Annotated in this window: 18 protein-coding genes and 1 pseudogene; 9 read left to right on the top strand and 10 right to left on the bottom strand. The window is 39.8% G+C overall.

Annotation, left to right across the window (positions count from 1 at the left end):
• The first annotated feature begins 3 nt into the window (after positions 1–3).
• The 3 genes from AAU57_RS09020 (at position 4) to AAU57_RS09010 (ending at position 1993) form a co-directional block, all read left to right on the top strand.
• Positions 4–600: a superoxide dismutase family protein gene (locus tag AAU57_RS09020; RefSeq protein WP_055412598.1), complete on the top strand. Its 597-nt coding sequence runs from the start codon at positions 4–6 to the stop codon at positions 598–600.
• 86 nt (positions 601–686) lie between these two features.
• Positions 687–1223 (top strand): RNA polymerase sigma factor, encoded by a 537-nt coding sequence (locus tag AAU57_RS09015; RefSeq protein WP_055412597.1) that lies wholly within the window; start codon positions 687–689, stop codon positions 1221–1223.
• Complete coding sequence (locus tag AAU57_RS09010) at positions 1223–1993, top strand: anti-sigma factor domain-containing protein (protein WP_055412596.1); 771 nt, start codon at positions 1223–1225, stop codon at positions 1991–1993. The genes AAU57_RS09015 and AAU57_RS09010 overlap by 1 nt, the downstream gene beginning before the upstream one ends.
• 284 nt (positions 1994–2277) lie before the next feature.
• Here AAU57_RS09010 and AAU57_RS09005 read toward each other — a convergent pair whose 3' ends face one another.
• The 7 genes from AAU57_RS09005 to AAU57_RS08975 all read right to left on the bottom strand — a co-directional run bounded on the left by AAU57_RS09005 (position 2278) and on the right by AAU57_RS08975 (position 8381).
• Entirely contained in the window at positions 2278–3570 is a 1293-nt protein-coding gene (locus tag AAU57_RS09005; protein WP_055412595.1) for a tetratricopeptide repeat protein, read from the bottom strand.
• 64 nt (positions 3571–3634) lie between these two features.
• Positions 3635–4249, bottom strand: a complete 615-nt coding sequence (locus tag AAU57_RS09000) for a DUF4331 family protein (RefSeq protein ID WP_055413723.1) — start codon at positions 4247–4249, stop codon at positions 3635–3637.
• Between the two features lie 26 nt (positions 4250–4275).
• Positions 4276–4956, bottom strand: coding sequence for a DUF4331 family protein (locus tag AAU57_RS08995; protein WP_055412594.1), 681 nt, complete (start codon positions 4954–4956; stop codon positions 4276–4278).
• 118 nt (positions 4957–5074) lie between these two features.
• Positions 5075–5854, bottom strand: coding sequence for a LytR/AlgR family response regulator transcription factor (locus AAU57_RS08990; protein WP_055412593.1), 780 nt, complete (start codon positions 5852–5854; stop codon positions 5075–5077).
• A complete protein-coding gene (locus AAU57_RS08985) occupies positions 5851–6162 on the bottom strand; it encodes a 2TM domain-containing protein (RefSeq protein WP_055412592.1) in 312 nt (103 codons plus the stop codon). The genes AAU57_RS08990 and AAU57_RS08985 overlap by 4 nt, the downstream gene beginning before the upstream one ends.
• A gap of 2 nt (positions 6163–6164) precedes the next feature.
• Positions 6165–7499, bottom strand: coding sequence for a histidine kinase (locus AAU57_RS08980; RefSeq protein ID WP_082438598.1), 1335 nt, complete (start codon positions 7497–7499; stop codon positions 6165–6167).
• Positions 7500–7628: 129 nt separating this feature from the next.
• The gene (locus AAU57_RS08975) at positions 7629–8381 is read right to left on the bottom strand and encodes a DUF6503 family protein (protein WP_055412591.1); all 753 of its coding nucleotides are present in this window, start codon (positions 8379–8381) and stop codon (positions 7629–7631) included.
• Positions 8382–8431: 50 nt separating this feature from the next.
• On the opposite strand from AAU57_RS08975, the gene smpB reads away from it, so the two are divergent.
• The 4 genes from smpB (at position 8432) to AAU57_RS08955 (ending at position 12950) form a co-directional block, all read left to right on the top strand.
• Complete coding sequence (smpB, locus tag AAU57_RS08970) at positions 8432–8896, top strand: SsrA-binding protein SmpB (RefSeq protein WP_055412590.1); 465 nt, start codon at positions 8432–8434, stop codon at positions 8894–8896.
• A gap of 95 nt (positions 8897–8991) precedes the next feature.
• Complete coding sequence (locus AAU57_RS08965) at positions 8992–11469, top strand: DUF5686 and carboxypeptidase regulatory-like domain-containing protein (RefSeq protein ID WP_055412589.1); 2478 nt, start codon at positions 8992–8994, stop codon at positions 11467–11469.
• Positions 11470–11577: 108 nt separating this feature from the next.
• On the top strand, positions 11578–12135 hold the full coding sequence (locus tag AAU57_RS08960; RefSeq protein ID WP_055412588.1) for a hypothetical protein: 558 nt from the start codon (positions 11578–11580) through the stop codon (positions 12133–12135).
• A gap of 260 nt (positions 12136–12395) precedes the next feature.
• Complete coding sequence (locus tag AAU57_RS08955; protein ID WP_156340084.1) at positions 12396–12950, top strand: hypothetical protein; 555 nt, start codon at positions 12396–12398, stop codon at positions 12948–12950.
• Positions 12951–13091: 141 nt separating this feature from the next.
• On the opposite strand, the gene AAU57_RS08950 is transcribed toward AAU57_RS08955, so the two are convergent.
• The 3 genes from AAU57_RS08950 to AAU57_RS08940 form a co-directional block, all read right to left on the bottom strand.
• Positions 13092–15011: a DEAD/DEAH box helicase gene (locus AAU57_RS08950; protein WP_055412586.1), complete on the bottom strand. Its 1920-nt coding sequence runs from the start codon at positions 15009–15011 to the stop codon at positions 13092–13094.
• A 118-nt stretch (positions 15012–15129) separates the two neighbouring features.
• Positions 15130–15699, bottom strand: coding sequence for a nitroreductase (locus AAU57_RS08945; protein ID WP_055412585.1), 570 nt, complete (start codon positions 15697–15699; stop codon positions 15130–15132).
• A 96-nt stretch (positions 15700–15795) separates the two neighbouring features.
• The gene (locus AAU57_RS08940; RefSeq protein WP_055412584.1) at positions 15796–16086 is read right to left on the bottom strand and encodes a hypothetical protein; all 291 of its coding nucleotides are present in this window, start codon (positions 16084–16086) and stop codon (positions 15796–15798) included.
• A gap of 174 nt (positions 16087–16260) precedes the next feature.
• Here AAU57_RS08940 and AAU57_RS08935 point away from each other — a divergent pair.
• Both AAU57_RS08935 and AAU57_RS08930 read left to right on the top strand, forming a co-directional pair.
• Positions 16261–17163, top strand: a pseudogene (locus tag AAU57_RS08935) (YifB family Mg chelatase-like AAA ATPase); the annotation flags it as partial.
• A gap of 4 nt (positions 17164–17167) precedes the next feature.
• Positions 17168–18925 carry a recombinase family protein gene (locus AAU57_RS08930; protein ID WP_410503886.1) on the top strand — a complete coding sequence of 586 codons (1758 nt, stop codon included), beginning with the start codon at positions 17168–17170 and terminating at the stop codon, positions 18923–18925.
• Positions 18926–18982 lie beyond the last annotated feature (57 nt).

The following is an 18982-nucleotide window of genomic DNA, read 5'->3' as shown; positions in this document are numbered from 1 at the left end:
CAAATGAAAAAATTAAACGTAGCCATCATGATCATGGCACTAGTTTTCACGGTCTCTTGTAAAGAAAAAGAAAGCGACGCAATGGATGAAAACAACATGGAAACTGAAGAAGTTGAAATGAACGAGGAAATGGATAACGCCGAAATGGATGAGAAAAAATCGATTGTAGTTCCTATGGGATCCAAAAGTGAAAGCAATGTTACGGGATCAATCCGTTTTGTAGAAGAAAATGGTGTTGTAAGCATGAGTGCTAATCTTACAGGACTTACCGCTGGGACACATGCTATCCATATTCATGAAAATGGGGATTGTAGCGCCATGGACGGTTCAAGCGCTGGTGGACACTGGAATCCTACATCAGATGAGCACGGCGATTGGGGTGATGGTAGCTACCACATGGGCGATATAGGAAATCTTGAAGCTGACGGTGAAGGTGTTGCAGTACTTCAATTTTCTACAGATAAGTGGTGTATAGGCTGTGATGACGAAACTAAAAACATTGTAGGTAAAGGTGTTATCGTACACGCAACTGCAGACGATTTCACTTCACAACCTAGTGGTGCTGCTGGCGCAAGAGTCGCATGCGGTGTGATTGAATAGTTACTTCCTTCCCTAAAAATAAGAAATCTACAAGCCTATAGCTTGTAGATTTTTTTTTGCATCTTTAAAAATCCTTAAAATACATTATGAATGCACAACCAGATCTATTAATTGCTCGCTTACAAGAAGGCAGCGAGGTCGCTTTTAATAGAATATATGAACGATATCACAAGGCATTGCATGGAGTCATCTTTGCCATCGTGAAAAATGAAGATGTTGCACAAGAGATTCTACAAGATGTATTTATTAAAATCTGGAAAAATGCGAATAGCTATGATAAATCCTCTGGGAGGTTTTTTACCTGGACGCTCAATATAGCTCGTAATGCATCTATAGATTACCTGCGCAGCAAAAATCATAAGAACAGCCTTAAAAACTTAAGTACCGATAATTTCGTAGATGTTATAGTGTCCAATGAAAATCTCGATGATCAAACAGATGGAATGTTTATCAAACAATGGGTAGAAAAACTAGAGCCCATGTGTGTAAAAATCATCGATATTATTTTCTTTAAAGGATTCACCTTTAAGGATGGCGCTAAAGAGCTGGATATGCCATCTGGCACATTAAAGACCAGACACAGAAGGTGTTTGAATAATTTACGAGAAATGATGATCAACTAATGACGTTAGAAGAATTAAAAAATAGCGGAGATCTAGAGGCGTACGTTTGTGGTGTATTGTCACGGGAGCGTTCTAGAGAGATCTCAAAGCAGATCAACGAGAGTGATGAGCTTCAATTAGAAGTTCAGCAAATCGAGGATGCTTACTTTAAACTTGCTGCTGGGATATCACCTAAAATTGACGAGGTCAAGATTTATGAAAACCTACGCAGGTACATAAAGGAACAAAGTCGTGATGAGGATTCCATCAACTGGAGTCAATATCTAGGATGGGCAGCTGCGGTATTGCTCTTTATAAGTGCTGGGTACTTCTTCCATGAAAACACAAGCCTTAATGAACAGCTGGTTGATACGGAGCGTACCAATAATATACTGAATAATGAGCTAGAACAACTTGACGGACTCAATGCAGATTATCAAGAGGCACTTGCATTTATTAAAGATAAAAACACCGTTAAAGTCAATCTTGCTGGTCAAGGTGATTATGCCAACACTAGCGCTGTTGCGTTTCACAATCCGGTTACAGATAAAACTTACGTTGATGTTTCTGGGTTGCCAGAAGCTCCAGAAGATATGACTTACCAATTATGGTCCTTAACATTAAATCCTTTGACTCCTACTAGTCTAGGTGTGATGGCCATGAATGATCAAAAGTTCATAGAATTTGAAAACTCTTTTGATACGCAAGCCTTTGGTATTACTCTAGAAAAAGCCGGTGGAAGCCCTTCTCCTACTCTAGAGAGACTATATACTTTAGGAGTTATAGAGTAATCCTAGCACCACATTAATTTACAAAGCCGCGACCTTATCTCAAGGTTGCGGCTTTTTTTAGGTGACGCTCAAAAGAATTCTGCGCAATTCCAAACCATTATATAACACATTAATATTTGAAATTGTAGCCTACTATATCGGTATGTTTATTTCACAAACAAAAAAATGCCTAACTCTTGCGAATCAGGCATTCCTAAACTAACCAACCAATAGTACTCTAGATTTCTCAAGCCTAGAGTGACTAACTATCTGTTTATAGATACGTAGAATAAATGGTTATGGTTTTAAATAGACTGGATTTCTTTATAGGTCATAGGACCCATTTCATATTCTGTTTCCAGTAATTCCTCTTTAAAACTGTTCGCTTCTTCCAGTCTCCCATTTTCTTTTAAAATCAGTGCGGAATGGAATTGCGCTACAGGTTCAAAGGTTTTACCTATAACGTGTTCTTCATGATTTGCCAAAGCCTCTTTAGGATTACCATTTCTAAGCAGCGCATATCCTAATAAGTCATAAGTTTCAGGTGTGGCACGGTGGCTTACTTCCATATAAGCCAGTTCTACGGCTTCCTGCGTTTTTCCAGCATCAATGAGCTCATTGATTTTGTAAGCGTTGTACATCGCTCCGTATCCAGGATTACTGACTTTTCTCATAAAATCCTCTTTCAATGCGTTTGCCTCGTCTGTTTTATTTTCAAAAGCGGCAACCTCTGCCAGTTCAAGATTATAATCTGGTATAGGATGACGTTTTTGAAGTTTTTCCAAGATTGTTCTAGCTTCTGCGGGATCGCGATCATTAGAATAGGCAATCCATGCGATACCTTTCAGGGCATAAGTATTAGTAGGATCTAGTTCCAAGGTCTTTAAATAATGTTCATAGGACTTATCTAATTGACCATTGTGGCCATAATAATCGGCAATGTTGGAATAGCTCCATAAAACCTTCGCCTGGCTACCGCTTTGTTCCGCTAGTTTCATGGCGCGCTCCATAAGCGATATCGTAGTTTCCAGTTGACCTATGTGATCATTCCATTTTGCAGCGCGTATGAGGTAAGAGTAGTCGCTGGTATTGCGAAGACTGTCCAGAAGATTTTCAGCGGTAGAGTAATCACCCAACTCCATCGCAATATCAAATTGCACGAGCTGGCTCTCTGGAGCGCTGTAGGTTTGAGTAAAGCTGGACATCAAGCTGTCTGCTTTTTTAAATTGGTGTTGTTTAATATAAGCTTGGGCCAACGCACGCTTTGCGTTCTCTGGTTTAATGGCTGTTTGTTTTACTACGCTTTCGCGAAAGCGAACTGACTCATTCAAATATGCTACATCTCCAGTGAGATCAAATAAGGTGTTGAGCTTTCCTGCAATCCTGGCATTCCACACGATCCTTGTGGAGTCTCCATTGACCTCATCCTTGAGCTCTTGAATGTCAGTCTTTAATTCCTGAATGATCTGCTGTTCTGACTGGTTGAGATACTGCTCATAATCTGCAGGATCTGTGATGTTTTTTGAGACTGTTTTTTCAGCTTCTTGACAAGAAACCAAAATAAGCAACAATAGGGTAACGTAATATATCTTTTTCATAAGTGTAAAAATAACAAAGCCGATTCCAGTTAAAGAATCGGCTAGGTTTATAAATTCTAGTTTTCTAGAAACTAGCTGGTACTAAGTATGGGAACGTAGTAGATGTAACTCCAGATTCCAAACCTACATTATCGGTTACAAGCTCTGGCGTACCGTTATCACCATCAAAACGTGCTCCATCGTTTCCACCAAAAAGTAGGATTAAGGAAACGTCAATAACGTCATCTTGTAATCTTCTTCCTGTCAAAAAGTTTGAAGTGCTTTCAAAATAGGTTGTTGGTCCAGTTGCATTAGGTGCTACTTGAAGAACATCAAGAGCTAATGCTGTCGTCAATAACGTTTGGTTCAGTCCTAAAATATTAGTTTCATATTCGAGAGTTGTTCCAGCGGTATTACTGTAAGCAGCATAAAGTCCATCTACTTTATCAGAAAAGACACCTTGCCATTGAGAAATTTGATTTGCAGGGATCGTAACGTTAAAAGCATTTTCCTGAGCATTTGTCGTTGGAAAAACAGTGTTGATTCCAGGACGACCCATTTGATCTTCTTGTACAAAAGTACCTGTAAAATCAGTACTTGCGGTTATTGGATCTGTAATGTCATCATCATCATTACAGCTTATTGCAAGAGCGCTAACGGCTAGAGCAAGAACCATGTATTTTATATTAAATATTTTCATTGTATTCAGTTTTATAGTGTTGATTATTATCTTCTTTTTGTTTCTACCCAAACGTTATAGGCAGCTGGTAAGCCAGTCGTTGTATTCAATAATTGATCTACAATGTGTGGTGGTGCTGTTCCCAACATAGAATTAGGTATTTCAATAACAATCGCATTAGTGTTCAAGGGTGCAAATGTGTTATTTCCAGTAGTTCCAAAACCTTCTGCTGGAGCAGTTGCTACAACATTATTGAATGCTTCAAAATCAAAGAAGAATGCATCTTGACGTTGACCTGCAAAGTAGCTTACACCACCTTCAGTTTTAGTACTTCCTATATCTACGGAAGTTTTGAATTGATTCACGTCGATGGTGCTATTCAATCCTGTCTCACTAGGTCTGTATGGACCAAAGAAATACATCTTGTCTCCTTGACGTAACGCTTGGATCACAAGATCTTCAACTACTCCTGGAGGCGTACCTTCTGCACCAGTATTGTCGATGTTGATTTCAATAAGTACGTTTTCATCAAATTGAGCACTTGCATCACCTGCAGGAAGTGTCACCACAAAAGTGGTAGCATCTACATTGTTTCCTTGAAAGGCATAAAAGTCTGCAATATCAGAAGTTGTGTTAGCGACGGCTGGAGCGTCTAGGTGGTCAGCTGCGATAAACACGGCAGCTACGGCACAAACCGCAATACTTGACCAAAGGGCAATTTTTTTCATAGTTGTTTTTGTTAGTAATTAGAATTATTTCTCTAATTAACGAACAAGAACCGCTTATGGATTTGAAGAATATGTTAAACCGTACTTAAAATTACCAAAACAGGCCGTTTGACAGCGATTATCCTTCGAGCCAGCCCTTAAATTCCTTCACACGTTCCCTACTTACCACTAAATCAAATTCATCAAACGAATTGATTTTGACCTTTAATCTGGAATTGGTGTACGCAACTATATCATTAATAGAGTCAATGCTCACGATGGCCTGACGCGAGATTCTAAAAAACTTCTTGGGATCCAATTCGGTTTCCACATGTTCCAGTTTGGAGTCGATCAGATAATTGCGTCCATTGTGTAGGTTGATGTACGTTCCCTTATTTTCTGAATAGAACAATTGTATCTCGTCTGCCGTAAAAAGCTTGATGTGTTCCCCAACCTTGGCCGTGTACCTATTTTTATAAGAAGTGGTCTGATTAGTAAGTAGCGCGGCAATTTGCTGTAGGTCTGCAGGATTGATGTTAGTGACGGTGCTTTGAGAGTTATCGCTTTCGCGAAAGCGTAACTTATATTTATCCACAGCCTGCTCCAACTCTTCTGCATCGATAGGTTTCAAAAGGTAGTCAATGCTGTTGAGCTTGAAGGCCTTCAAGGCGTACTCGTCATAGGCCGTTGTAAAAATAATGGCACTGTCCACTTGAACGTGCTCAAAGATTTCAAAGGACAACCCATCGCTAAGCTGTATATCCAGAAAGATCAAATCTGGCGCAGTGTTGCTGGAAAGGTACTCCACAGCTTCCTTGACAGAGTGCACTGCCGCGCTCACCTGCAAATCGATCTTTTCCAGCATGCGAGTCAACCTTCTCGCTGCAGGTTTTTCATCTTCTACAATCAATATATTCATGAGTTGTTTCTTAAAGTATGTGACTCTTCACCATCCATGAGTTCACGTAGTTTACGTTCTTCCCAATCTTTATTGATAAAAGGATTGAATCTATAGGTTTTTGCAGCAAGACTCATCAAGCCTATGCCCCAACCCAACAACGGAAATAAAAACCACGGGAAACGCCATTCATTCTGGTAATAATTCAATGCTGCCAGACCTAAGTTGATGATCACATATATAATGACGTGATTATAAAATGCCTTGAGTTCAAATACGCGGGCTTTGGCGCGAGAATATCGCTCTTGATAGGTTTCGGTCGTGTTCATGGCTAGAAGTTTTTATCGTTCATTAATTCCTCTATTTTCTTTTCCTGCCAGCTTTTATTGACAAAGATATTTTTGTCAAAACTGCGCATATACTGGAAGAACAATCCTATTCCAAGGCCTAAAGCTGGAAAGATCACCCAAGGATAATCGCTTGTGAAATAATTGAGAATTCCCAGAAATATGAGAATTACAATGATGCGCACGGCATCGTCATAAAACTTTTTCATGTCCTTGACCTTTTCTTTAGCTTGTACGAGTCTAATGTCATCGGCTTTGGCTTCCATAAGATTGGATTTTGAGTGTTGAAGGTTGTTGGCGTCTAATAGTGGCAAGACGACTTTAAAGGTGTCTCTTGTTTTCTCAATGGTCATTTGATGAGCTGTCAGCAAGGCATATCTAGATGCGATATTATTGAGACCAACGCCGGTACTGTTGTTAACGACTGCCTTTTCATGAAGGTTATTTTCCACGACTAATTGATTCCCATCTTCATAAATAGAAAGTTTTAAGGGCTGGCTGTCGCTTATGGTGTTATGCTTGACTGCGTTTTCAATAAGCAGCTGTAGGGACAATGGGACCATCTGTAAATCGGGATTTGAAACACCATCTGGAATGGAAATATCCAGGCTGTCTTCAAACCTCATCTTGAGAAGTCTTACATAGGTCCTGGCAAAAGCCAATTCCTCATCCAGTGACACCAATCCTTTGCCGCGTTGTTCCAACACATAACGGTATACTTTGGACAGCGATGTGGTAAAATGGACGGCAGCTTCAGGGTTTTCTTCAATGAGAGAAACTAAAACGTTGAGACTATTGAATAAAAAATGAGGATCCAGCTGATTCTTAAGTGCGTCAAATTGAGCGGTAGCAGATCCTGCAATGACTTTTTGCTCCTTGATCTTAGATTTTTGAAGTTCCTTATAGAAAAAGAAAGCATGAAAAATAAGCGTAATGATGAGTGTGATGATCACTCCAGAGGCATACCATTCCAGACTTTGCTTATCCAGGTATTCCTGGACAGTCACGTCATAAATCACAATCTGAATAAATCCAATGATGAAAAACAGCGTCACCATGGTGACGATGATCGAGCCTATGATACCTGTAATCAATCGCCAGGCAGGTTGTTTTTGCCAAGATAAAAACCGATCCAGATAATCCACCAGTGCCTCATTGACAAACGTGAGAAAGAAGGCAAAAACACTATTGATGCCTATGTTTGATAAACTGTCCTTCAACGTGGTATCAAAACCAGAAAGAAATAGGTTGACCAGTGTGATCCCAACACCTATAAGGATGCTGATAAGAATAAGACGTATGAGTTTATTGAATTTCATGATCTTGCGTGTTCCCTAAATGTAAATCTTATTGAAGAACGACACAAAGATGCCATGAAGATACAGTTGGAACAAAAATGCGTCTACCCAACTGTCAAAAACCGCTACTGAATTGTAAAAAACACCAATTTATGGGGCGCTTTTAATGGTAACCTCAGGAAATTCCGTTTTGATTTCACTCATCAATACCAGCTGCCCAGCTTCAAATGCAGTGTCCAGATCCTCTAGCGTTGGATCAGAATTTGATGACCTGTAATTATTGTAATCCTGTATTACAATTCCATCAATGGTTCTGCGGTTAACGCTTTCGCGAAAGCGAAATCCACAATCATCCTCACAGTAAGAATAAGCCAGATAGTCCACGAGAAAATCTGTAGTATCAATCCAGTAAATGAATTCATCCTCATGGTCCTCGCCGCCACCATCTTCTGTAAAGGTCACCTTGATTTGATAATATTCCTGATCATTGATCTGATCCGTTCCCAGATTTTCCAGAATCACAGCATCACCATCAAGACTGTAGGGCAATTGTGCAAAATATACCACGCTGTTAAGTGAGGCGCTGTACCTGCTGCGCAGGGAATCTGGCAAGGAAACGATGCTATCGCCTATACTTCTTGTGAACCCATCATTATTAAGCTGATCCTTTACCAGGTCATCGCCTTTAGCAAATTCACGCTCATAGGTATAACGACCGCCATAACGGTCCACTTTGTACTTGATGCCTCTAAAGGTAAAATCAAGCGTTGCATTTGCCGCAATGTCTGCACCGTGTGCCGTGATGCTTTTGGCAATGATTTCTTCAGCCGTTGGAGCATCTTCCTGGCAGGAAATTAGAACCAACATTGAAATACTAAGTAGGGAAAACCAGATCTTTTTCATTTCACAAATATATAACGATGCTCACGGACTGTTAAATTATATTTGCGTTAATGGATTTCAAGAACAACGTACAGATTAAAAACCGTAAGGCTCGCTTTGAATATGAACTGCTGGATAAATATACCGCAGGAATCGTTTTGGGCGGCACAGAGATTAAAGCCATACGTTTAGGAAAGGCCAGTATTGCAGAGGCTTTTTGTGAATTCAAGGATAATGAGTTGTGGATCATCAACATGACCATACAGGAATATTCACACGCTACGCATTTTAACCATGCGCCTAAGGCAGCTCGCAAGCTTCTACTACAACGACGCGAGCTCAAAAAACTCTATAAAGACGTGACCAACTCTGGTAATACCATCATTCCATTAGTCATGTTTATCAATGATCGAGGTCTTGCCAAAATACAGATTTCACTCGCAAAAGGTAAAAAGCTCTACGATAAAAGAGAGACGATTAAAAACCGAGACAACAAAAAGCGAATGGACCAAATCAAAAAAACTTACAACGCCTAAACAACTATTTGCATTTTTGAACGTCTATTAAATAGAACATGGCTTAAAAATTGTTTGCCTTGTTCTTAAATAACTAACCACCAAGTCGTTCATTTATGAAAGTATTTTACGCGTTTATTTTTCTCATTCCATTTTTATCCATTTCTCAAATTAAAGGTACCGTTACTGATTCTAGTGGTGAACCTATACCGTTTGTGAGCATTTTTGTCAAGGACACCTACACGGGTACGTCGTCAAATGTGGACGGCGTCTACAGTCTGGACGTGAAGAAAACAGGAAACATTACGATCGTTTTTCAAAGTTTGGGCTACCAGACCAACGAAGTGAGCGTTACCGTTGATCAGCTGCCTTATAGTTTAGACACAACGCTGCAAAGCGAAACTACCTCGCTGGATGAAGTCGTCGTGCGCAGCGACGAGAATCCAGCAGATCGTGTTATACGTGAGGCGATCAGGAACAGAGAAGCAAACCGGCTTAAAAGTTCCAGCTATACTGCAAGTTTCTATTCTCGAGGTCTATGGCGCATGGACGATGTTCCAGAAAAATTCTTGGGACAGGAAATAGGTGATTTGAATGGATCTCTAGATTCTCTTACTCGCAGCGGTATCATTTACCTATCAGAAACAGTAAGCAATATCTCCTATCAGGCACCAGATAATTTTAAGGAGTTCATTACAGCGAGTAAGATAAGCGGCGATGATCAAGGCTTTAGCGCTAATAGTGCAGAACAGGCCAACTTTGATTTCTACAACAACAATATTGATTTGAATAATAGGATCGTCTCTCCTATTGCAGATTATGCCTTCAATTACTACAAATACAAATTGTTAGGAACCTTCTACGACACTAATAATTTCTTGATCAACAAGATTGAAGTCATTTCTCGCAGGCCTAAAGACAACACCTTTAATGGTGTTATTTATGTAGTGGAAGATCAATGGACCATCTACGGTCTGGAACTCACTACAACCGGCCAAAACATCAATGTGCCAGCCATTAAGGAATTGACCTTTGCTCAGGATTTCTCCTATGAATCCCAAACTAAGGATTGGGTCAAGCGCACCCAAAACATCACATTCTCCTTTGGACTTTTTGGCTTTAAGGGTAACGGCAGATTCATAGCTAATTATTCTGATTATGATTTCAATCCGCAGTTTGATAAAAAGACCTTTGGAGCAGAAGTTCTAGCCTTCAATCCAGAGGCCAATAAGAAAGACAGCTTGTTCTGGAAAAAGATCAGACCAGTACCACTTACCATGGATGAGACAAGAGAATACGTCAAGAAAGATAGTATCGCGGCGGTACGTAACGATCCTAAGTATAAGGATAGCGTGGATCGTGTGGAAAATAAATTTGGCGCCCTAGATGTTCTCACAGGTTACACCTATCGTGATTCCAACGAGAACTATCGCATAAGTTATGAAGGCGTCATAGGCGCAGGTAATTTTCAGGGATTCAACACCGTACAGGGATTTGTACTAGGTAGTGGCGTTAATTTCTCTAAAGGTTTTGATGATGACTACAATCGCACCTTGTACACCGCTGTAAATTTCAACTATGGTACCAGCGATGACAGATTGCGTTATGACGGTCGTATTTCTTATAGATTCAACCGCACCAATCGCAGGAGCATTACGCTTTCAGGTGGTACGCAGGTATCACAAATCAACGCTACCAATCCTATTACTGGATTGGAAAATTCCATTTCCAGTTTGTTTTTTGAACGCAATTTTGCTAAGTTTTTTGAACGCGATTTTGCAAGAATCAGCTATTCTGAAGAAGTCGCTAATGGCTTTTTCCTAGGCGGCTCCATAGGTTATGAAAACCGCCAACCGCTACAGAACACTACTGACCAAGTATGGTTCACGCAATCTGATGTGGATTATACGCCTAACAATCCGTTATTTCTGGATCAAAATAGATTGGCGTTCATTGATAATCATGACTTGCTCAAGGTAAGTGCTGGATTGACCATACGACCCGGCCAAAAATACCAGAGCTATCCAGATCAAAAATTCAACATCGTCAATGAAAAATACCCTACCATAAGATTAGTCTATGAAGGTGGCTTTGCGGCCAGCAACAGTAATTACAACTATCAGCAGATTAGTGCCAGCATCTGGCAAAACTTTGATCAAGGCAATCTAGGACGCAGTAGCTATTGGGTCAATGCAGGAACCTTTTTCAATGCAGACGGCATCTCGCTAGTAGATGCGCAGCATTTTAACGGGAACCAATTAAGATACAAGCTTGCCGCCTTGAATCCCTACGGTTTTGGATTGTTGGATTACTATGATTACAGCACCAATGAATCCTATGCTCAAGTACACGTACAGCACGACTTTAAAGGGTTTATCCTAGGGAAGATTCCTGGTATCAACCTACTCAATTATGATTTAATCGTGAGCGGCAAAGCGCTCATGACCCAGCGCAAGCCCTATTTTGAGGTAAGCGCAGGAATCGACAACATAGGTTTTGGTAGTTTTAGGCCATTCCGTGTGGATTATGTGCGCAGCATCACCAGCGGTAGGAACTATGGAGCTTTTGTGGTTGGGATTAATTTTGGTTTGTAGAATATTCGTCCATTATTTACTCTTTACGTTTCTGTCTAATTGGTTTTTATTAAGTTCGAATAACCAACTCCATCTATAATTAAAGACATTAATAAATAATTAGATAAAATGACAATTAAATATTTTAAAAATAAATCATACTTAGGAGTAATTAGCATACTTGCACTTTCAATTGTAATAGGTTGCGCTAGCAGTTCAAAACAAGTAGCAATTCCTGAATATTCAAAATACGAAGCAACTTACGACTCAGAATTTAGTATTGAAATTCCTGATAATTGGCATTCCTATAAAGACATTCACAATGAGCAAGCATACAAACCAATTATCTATGATAATAGATTTAAAGAGGTATCGGTATATCTACGCAAATACCAGGTTAAAAATGAATTGTCACCTGATCTTGAAAGCTTTATAGAAAAGAATATTAGAAAAGTTAGGTTTTACCAAAATCATAAAATTGAGAAACAGAAGTTGCAAACCAATCAAGGTGAGACTTACATTATTGAAGAAAGCTTCAAACTCAATAATATTTTCTACAAAAAACAACAATGGATTTTCAAACAAGATGATTATTTCTATGAGTTTAATTATTCAGGCAATGCTGCTCTTTTTTCAAATCATTTAGATGAAGCCAACGCCATTTTTCAGACTCTGAAATTAAAATAGCATAAAGTGGTAAAGGAGCAATATTCAATTAGCCATTTATGAATTAAATAAACTCTTACTGAGTGTGGATTATGTGCGCAGCATCACCAGCGGTAGGAACTATGGAGCTTTTGTGGTTGGGATTAATTTTGGGTTGTAAAAGGAGTTCGCTTTCGCGAAAGCGAGATAAATCAAACGGTATTTTATCGATAAGTTCATTTAAGTTGCGTCTTACTAAGGAATTTGTATGACACGCATCGTACCTTTAAATAAAAATGATCATGAAAAAAATTATTTGTACCAGCCTCATCGCACTTTTCTCCCTTATTTCCATTGCTCAAATCACTGAAGCGCCAGCTGATAAATCAGTAGTTTATTTTGTACGTAGTAGCGGTATGGGCGCATTGATCAACTTTACTTATTTTGACATGGAAGAAGTTATTGCGCAGCATAATGGTACTGGTTATGTGCGTTATGAATGTGAGCCCGGCGAGCACCTTTTCTGGGCACGATCTGAAAATAAAGTATATCTAAAAGCAGATCTAAAACCTGGTAAAACTTATGTCGTGCAGGTACAGCCTACCTTAGGAATGGTAAAATCTGGTGTGCAATTTAAACCACTTGATGTAGATAGCAAGTTTAAGAGAATCGTCAAAATCATGAACAAAAAAGAACCTTACACCAGAACGGAAGAAGAGCAAAATGAAATCGCTAGCAAAATGGTTAATGTGATTGAACGAGGTATGGAGAAATATAATGGCTTATTGAACGATAATTACGAGTTCGAAACGTTAAACGATGACAACATCATTCCTGTTGAACTATTGAACAAATAGCTTCAATTTATACTTCCTTCGCGCGTAAAGTTGGAGGTTTAGCAAATCATAACAAATCAAAAATCCCGCTTAGATCAGCTCTAAGCGGGATTTTGTAATTATTGATCAGCTTGAAACTGATGCTGGTGACCGTCTAATTGATCAGTCCCATTTCTTGCCAAAAAACTTAGATCTTCCAGATCCTTTTTTTCCGCCTTTTGAAGACGAACGGTCTCTTCCAGCATCGCTATCGGTTGTTTTGGTACTGCGACCTTTAAAACCACCAGATCTAGGTGCAGATCCAGAATCACCGTCAGAACGTCGCCCTTTGAATCCACCACCAGAATCACCATCTGATCTGCGGCCTTTAAAACCACCGCCATCGCGTTTGCCTTTAAAGCTACCACTACGACCACCACGATCTCTGGATTCTGTGACCTTACCATGATGTTCATCAACTCTCAATTCACGACCATCGCGCTGCGTGCCGTTGACTTTGAGCATTTGAGAGGCAACTTCTTCTTTTACATCCATAAAAGAGTGTGCGCCATCCAGAACAATACGTCCTATGTCATCACCAGTAAGACCGGTAACATCACATACGTAGCCTAACAAGGCACCTTTATTGATGTTGTCCTTGCGGCCTAGATTGATAAAGTAGGTTTTCATTCCTTCTTCCTTACCTCTATCATTCTTGCGACCACGATCGCGACCACCGCGTTCACCTCTACCACCGCGATCATCGTCACGTCCTTTGGAACGATCATTCACATCTTTGATGGAATTGCGCTTGTAGATGGAGTTATATTCTTTAGTCAATAACTTGGCAATAAGATCTTCTTTGGAAATATCTTCCAATCGCTCTACCACACTCGTCATAAGCTCGTCGCTTATCTTAGGATTGACCTCTTGATTTTTTAGGTTATCTGACCAGCGAGAAATACGCTTTTCAGTAATGGCATCCAGTGCGGGAACCTCGGCAGGTGCAAAGTTGATTCCCAATTTACTGGCGATATATTTAAGCTTGCGGTTATCACCTTTAGTAATCAACGCTAGTGATACTCCTTTTTTACCAGCACGAGCAGTACGACCAGAACGGTGCGCATAAAACTCTGGATCATCTGGTAAGGCAAAGTGAATCACGTGCGTGATATCATCAACATCGATACCACGAGCGGCAACATCTGTCGCAATCAAGAGTTTCAAATTCTTATCACGGAATCTCTTCATCGCAGCGTCGCGCTGTGCCTGTGACATGTCACCATGTAGTGCCTCAGTTGCGTAGCCGTTGTTGTTCAGCTCATCTGCTACTTTCTGAGTATCGCGTTTGGTACGACAAAATACCACACCAAACATATCTTCATGATAATCCAGATAACGACGCAAAGCTTCTGTCTTATCAGACGCCTTGAGTTGTACTGACTGGTGCTCAATATTGGTATTGACAATGTTTTCTTGATTGACTCGTACCTCTTCTGGTTGCACCATATAGGTATCTACAATACGCTTGATCTCGCGCGCCATGGTAGCACTAAACAACCAGATCCTGCGACCGCCATCACTCTTTGAAAGAATGAAGTCGATGTCTTCCTTGAAGCCCATGTTAAGCATCTCATCTGCTTCATCCAGCACCATGAACTTAAGAGAGTCAAGTTTGACTTCCTTACGTTTCATAAGGTCCATGAGACGACCGGGCGTGGCCACAACAATTTGCGCACCGCGACGTATCTCGCGTATTTGTGTCATGATGTTGGCACCACCAAAAACGGGAACCACGTTAAGCTTGCCCATCTTTTGGGACATTTGCTCCATTTGCCCACAAATTTGCTGGGCAAGTTCTCGAGTAGGTGCAAGAATCAATGCTTGCGTTTCTCTCGAGTTAATATCTATAAGATCCAATAAGGGTAAACCAAAAGCAGCAGTTTTTCCCGTACCAGTTTGCGCAAGACCTATGAAGTCTCCGTCGTGTTTCAATAAAATGGGAATGGACTGTTGCTGAATCTCTGTTGGGGTTTCAAACCCCATTTCAGCGAGGCCGTCTAGTAACGGCTGTGAGAGCCCTAAGGCTTCAAAATTTTCCAAATAACTATATTTAATTATTTTGCAAAAGTACGATTAATTAATCGCATTATAAACGGTATTAACGTTTTGAAGATCAGCTTTTAATAGGCTGCTATTTTTGCAAGGTCTCGCGGGAAAATCAGTCGATAAACTCAGTGAATTCCTCGATGGATTTGCGCTTGGGCAAATCGGTAGGTTGATTTGCTACGGTTCCCATGTAGAAAAAACCTAGAAATTGATCGTTGGGACTGGTTTCAATCGCCTCAAATTCGTTCATGTTTGCAAAACTCTTAGGTGAGCTCCAGTAAGCGCCATAACCCAATTGATGGGTCATAAGCCACATATTTTGCACGCTCATGGAAACAGCGGCAACCTCTTCCCATTCCGGGATGCTTTCCTTCTTGTCCCTATGGAGAAAAATGAGAATGATGGTAGATGATTGTTGCATCTTTTCGGCCATCTTTTTGGTCTTCATGCTGCCAGATTTTCCAGTACTCTTTTCAAACTGCTCGCCCATAAAGACGCTCAGTTTTTGCAAGCCAGCGCCACGCACCACCTTATACTTCCACGGTTGTGTTTTTTTATGGTTGGGAGCCCATCGCGCTGCTTCCAGAATTTCGTTAAGATGCTCCTCGGCAATAGGCTCACCTGTATATTCCGCTGGGAATCGCGATCGACGTTGTTGTAGGGTTTCTAGCAGTGTTTTCATGGTTTAAAGATAGTGTGGAGTTCGCTTTCGCGAAAGCGAAACAACCTTTAATCACGGTGCTCATGACTAACAGCAAGAGTCTTTGAAAAACGAATGTTACGCCAGTAGTGTGAGCATGACATAATATCCCAATCCCAGCACCGAAAGCATGATGGTAGACCAAAACCAGGCGCGACCTACCGGTGAAGCGTAGAGAATAACGCGATATATGATGCTCATGGTCAAGCACAGGAAAATATGAACGACCGTGTAGATGGAGGAAACCAAAACAACTTCTAATAGCTCAAACCTTGAGGCATCTTGAAACACCAAGAAAATCAATCCGTTCCCAAACGCGAAAACGATGAGATTGATGAGAATGATGATTTTGAATTTGGCTGGATCCATACAAAACAGAAAGTTACAATTATAGTCGCGAATAACATAATGTCCAATCGTTTCAGCCAGTTTTAAACCAACTTGAAAATTAAACTATCTGATATTAAATTACTTACACTTCTTATGAAAACCGAGAAGTGCATTTAATAGGATTTGCACTACATTTAAATAAACGAATGTAGCATGTTGACTAAAGTTTACGGCAGTGCCGTTTTTGGTGTAGAAGCACAGACGATTACAGTGGAAGTAAACGCGGCCACTGGTATAGGGTATCATCTCGTTGGGCTGCCCGATAAAGCTATAAGCGAAAGTTCCTATAGAATTGCGGCGGCGTTGACTAACGTGGGTTATAAAATGCCCGGCAAGAAACTCATCATTAACCTATCACCTGCAGACTTGCGTAAAGAAGGTAGCGCTTATGACCTACCTATTGCGATAGGAATCATGGTGAGCTCAAACCTGATAAAGGCAGACGATCTGGATCAATACATTATTATGGGTGAGCTATCATTAGATGGCACACTACAGCCCATAAAAGGTGCCTTGCCTATTGCCATTAAAGCACGACAGGAAGGTTTTAAGGGATTTATCCTTCCCAAAGCCAACGCTAGAGAGGCTGCGATTGTTAACGATCTGAAAGTGTACGGTGTCGATAACATCTCTGAAGTGATTCAGTTTTTTGACAAAGGCGTCGAGCTGGAGGAAACCGTTGTAGATACTCGAGACGAATTTTTTCAGGCACTGGAACATCCTGAATTTGATTTTAGCGATGTGAAAGGTCAAGAATCGATCAAACGTTGTATGGAGATTGCCGCGGCAGGTGGACACAATATCATTTTGATAGGCCCACCAGGCGCTGGTAAAACCATGCTGGCCAAGCGTCTGCCTTCCATCCTACCACCTATGACATTGCAAGAAGCACTGGAAACCACAAAGATTCACAGCGTCGCAGGTCGAACACTCGAGAAAGCTGGATTGATGGCGCAGCGCCCGTTTAGAAGTCCGCATCATACGATATCTGATGTCAAACAATATAATGGTGTGGATATTGTAAATTTGGGATTGTTAAATCACAATTCCAATGGTAGCAATATATACAAGGCTTTCTAAAGAAGATGCAGATTCTAATTCTATCAATAACCAACTGAGAACTGGTAAACTATTCTTTAAGGATTTAGGTATTGATGAATCTAAAATTAAGGTTTATAATGAAGGTGAAGGTATATCTGGTGGTGCAGAAATAGAAGATAGACCACAACTACAACAGCTAATATTAGACATCCAAAACGGCTTAATATCCACTGCTTGGTTTCGAGACCAGAAACGTCTTGAACGTTCTGGAATGACCTTATTTCTATTTACAGAAGTTGTCAAGAAATCAAAGGTTGATGTTTACTTTGGAAATGATTTGGAAGACTTCAAGAATCCGAAAGGGTTTATTATGCGTGGTCTAAAATCACTTCTAAATGAATCTACCAGACTAGAACAATCTTGGGAAACTAAAAAACAGCTTCACCTCAATATGAAAGAAGGTAAACATAGGGGTGGAATGCATACCTATGGTTACACATCAGATGAAAATGGTTATGTAATTGTCGATGAAGAAGAAGCTAAAATAGTTAGGAGAATCTACCAAATGTCAATGGATGGTATAGGTACCAGAGCCATAGCAAGAACACTTAATAAAGAAGGTGTAGCAACAAGAAGTAATACGGTTAAAGGTGGTTCTGGTAAACGTATAACAGTAAACAAACATACTGGTAAGGAAACCATCACAGACATAAAAGATATCAAATGGGCTGGTAATACTGTACGAGGTATTATAGTAAATGAAAAATATAAAGGAATAGCATATCTAGGTAGTGAAGAATTGGGTGAACGTAAACAATATGATTATCCTATTATCATTGAACCTAAAGAATGGAAAAAGGTAAACGACAATCTAAAAAGCAATAGAAACAATTCTGGGAAGAATGTAAAACACAAGTATCTATTGGAAGGAATGATTGAATGTGGTAGATGTGGAAGAAACTACTATGGTAGGACTAGAAAGGACAAATCAGACCATTATTATTTATGTTCATCCAAAAGGTTTCCAGAACTGAATTGTGGTAACAAGTCCATCAACATAGATTTCATTGAAAACTTCATATGGTCTACCCTAACATCTTCATCACTTAAGAATCAAATCAACCTTCAACTTGCCACCGGTGATGATAAACCTAAACTAGATACACTTCAGTTAGAAGTCGAACAACTTCATAAAGAACTAACCAAACACAAGAACGCTAAGAAGAAAGCAATTCAATCATCATTCTATTCAGACGATGATAGAGATGTTGAAGACATTGTAAAAGCTATTCAATCTAAGATTGAATCAACAGAAGAAATACTGGATAAGAAAGAAAAGGAATTAGATTATTTAAGTGATGCATCTAATAAACTTGATAAGGTTAAGGATGAATTATCCAACGTCAAACAAGAAACACCATTCAATCTAAGACAAGAGATAATTAACAAGTTCATCAAACGAATCTTCATTGAATCAGATAACAATCAGCATATGTATGAAGTCAAAATTGAATACAATGCACCAATATGGGATAACATATTTGTAACCAATCAAGCGTATTCAATAATCAAGGAAATGCACCCAATTAAAGCCATACCACAAACCATTGAATGGATTAAAGAACCCAAGAATGTTACCTATAAAAAACAACTGTATACCAAGGTTGAGCAATACCAGCCCAAGTTCAAACACAAACACATTTTCAATACGTCATTTGAACAATCCCCGTGGGAAATAGCTGAAATGAACTACTACTATAATAAACTATCTAACTAGTTGATAATCAAAAATAATCGTAATTCATTTATCCTAGTATCAATTCTATAAATAGAT

Origin of the sequence: Nonlabens sp. YIK11 (assembly GCF_001413925.1) — a bacterium.
In the GTDB taxonomy this organism is placed as follows: Bacteria; Bacteroidota; Bacteroidia; order Flavobacteriales; family Flavobacteriaceae; genus Nonlabens.
This window is presented reverse-complemented; position numbering and strand designations above follow the sequence as displayed.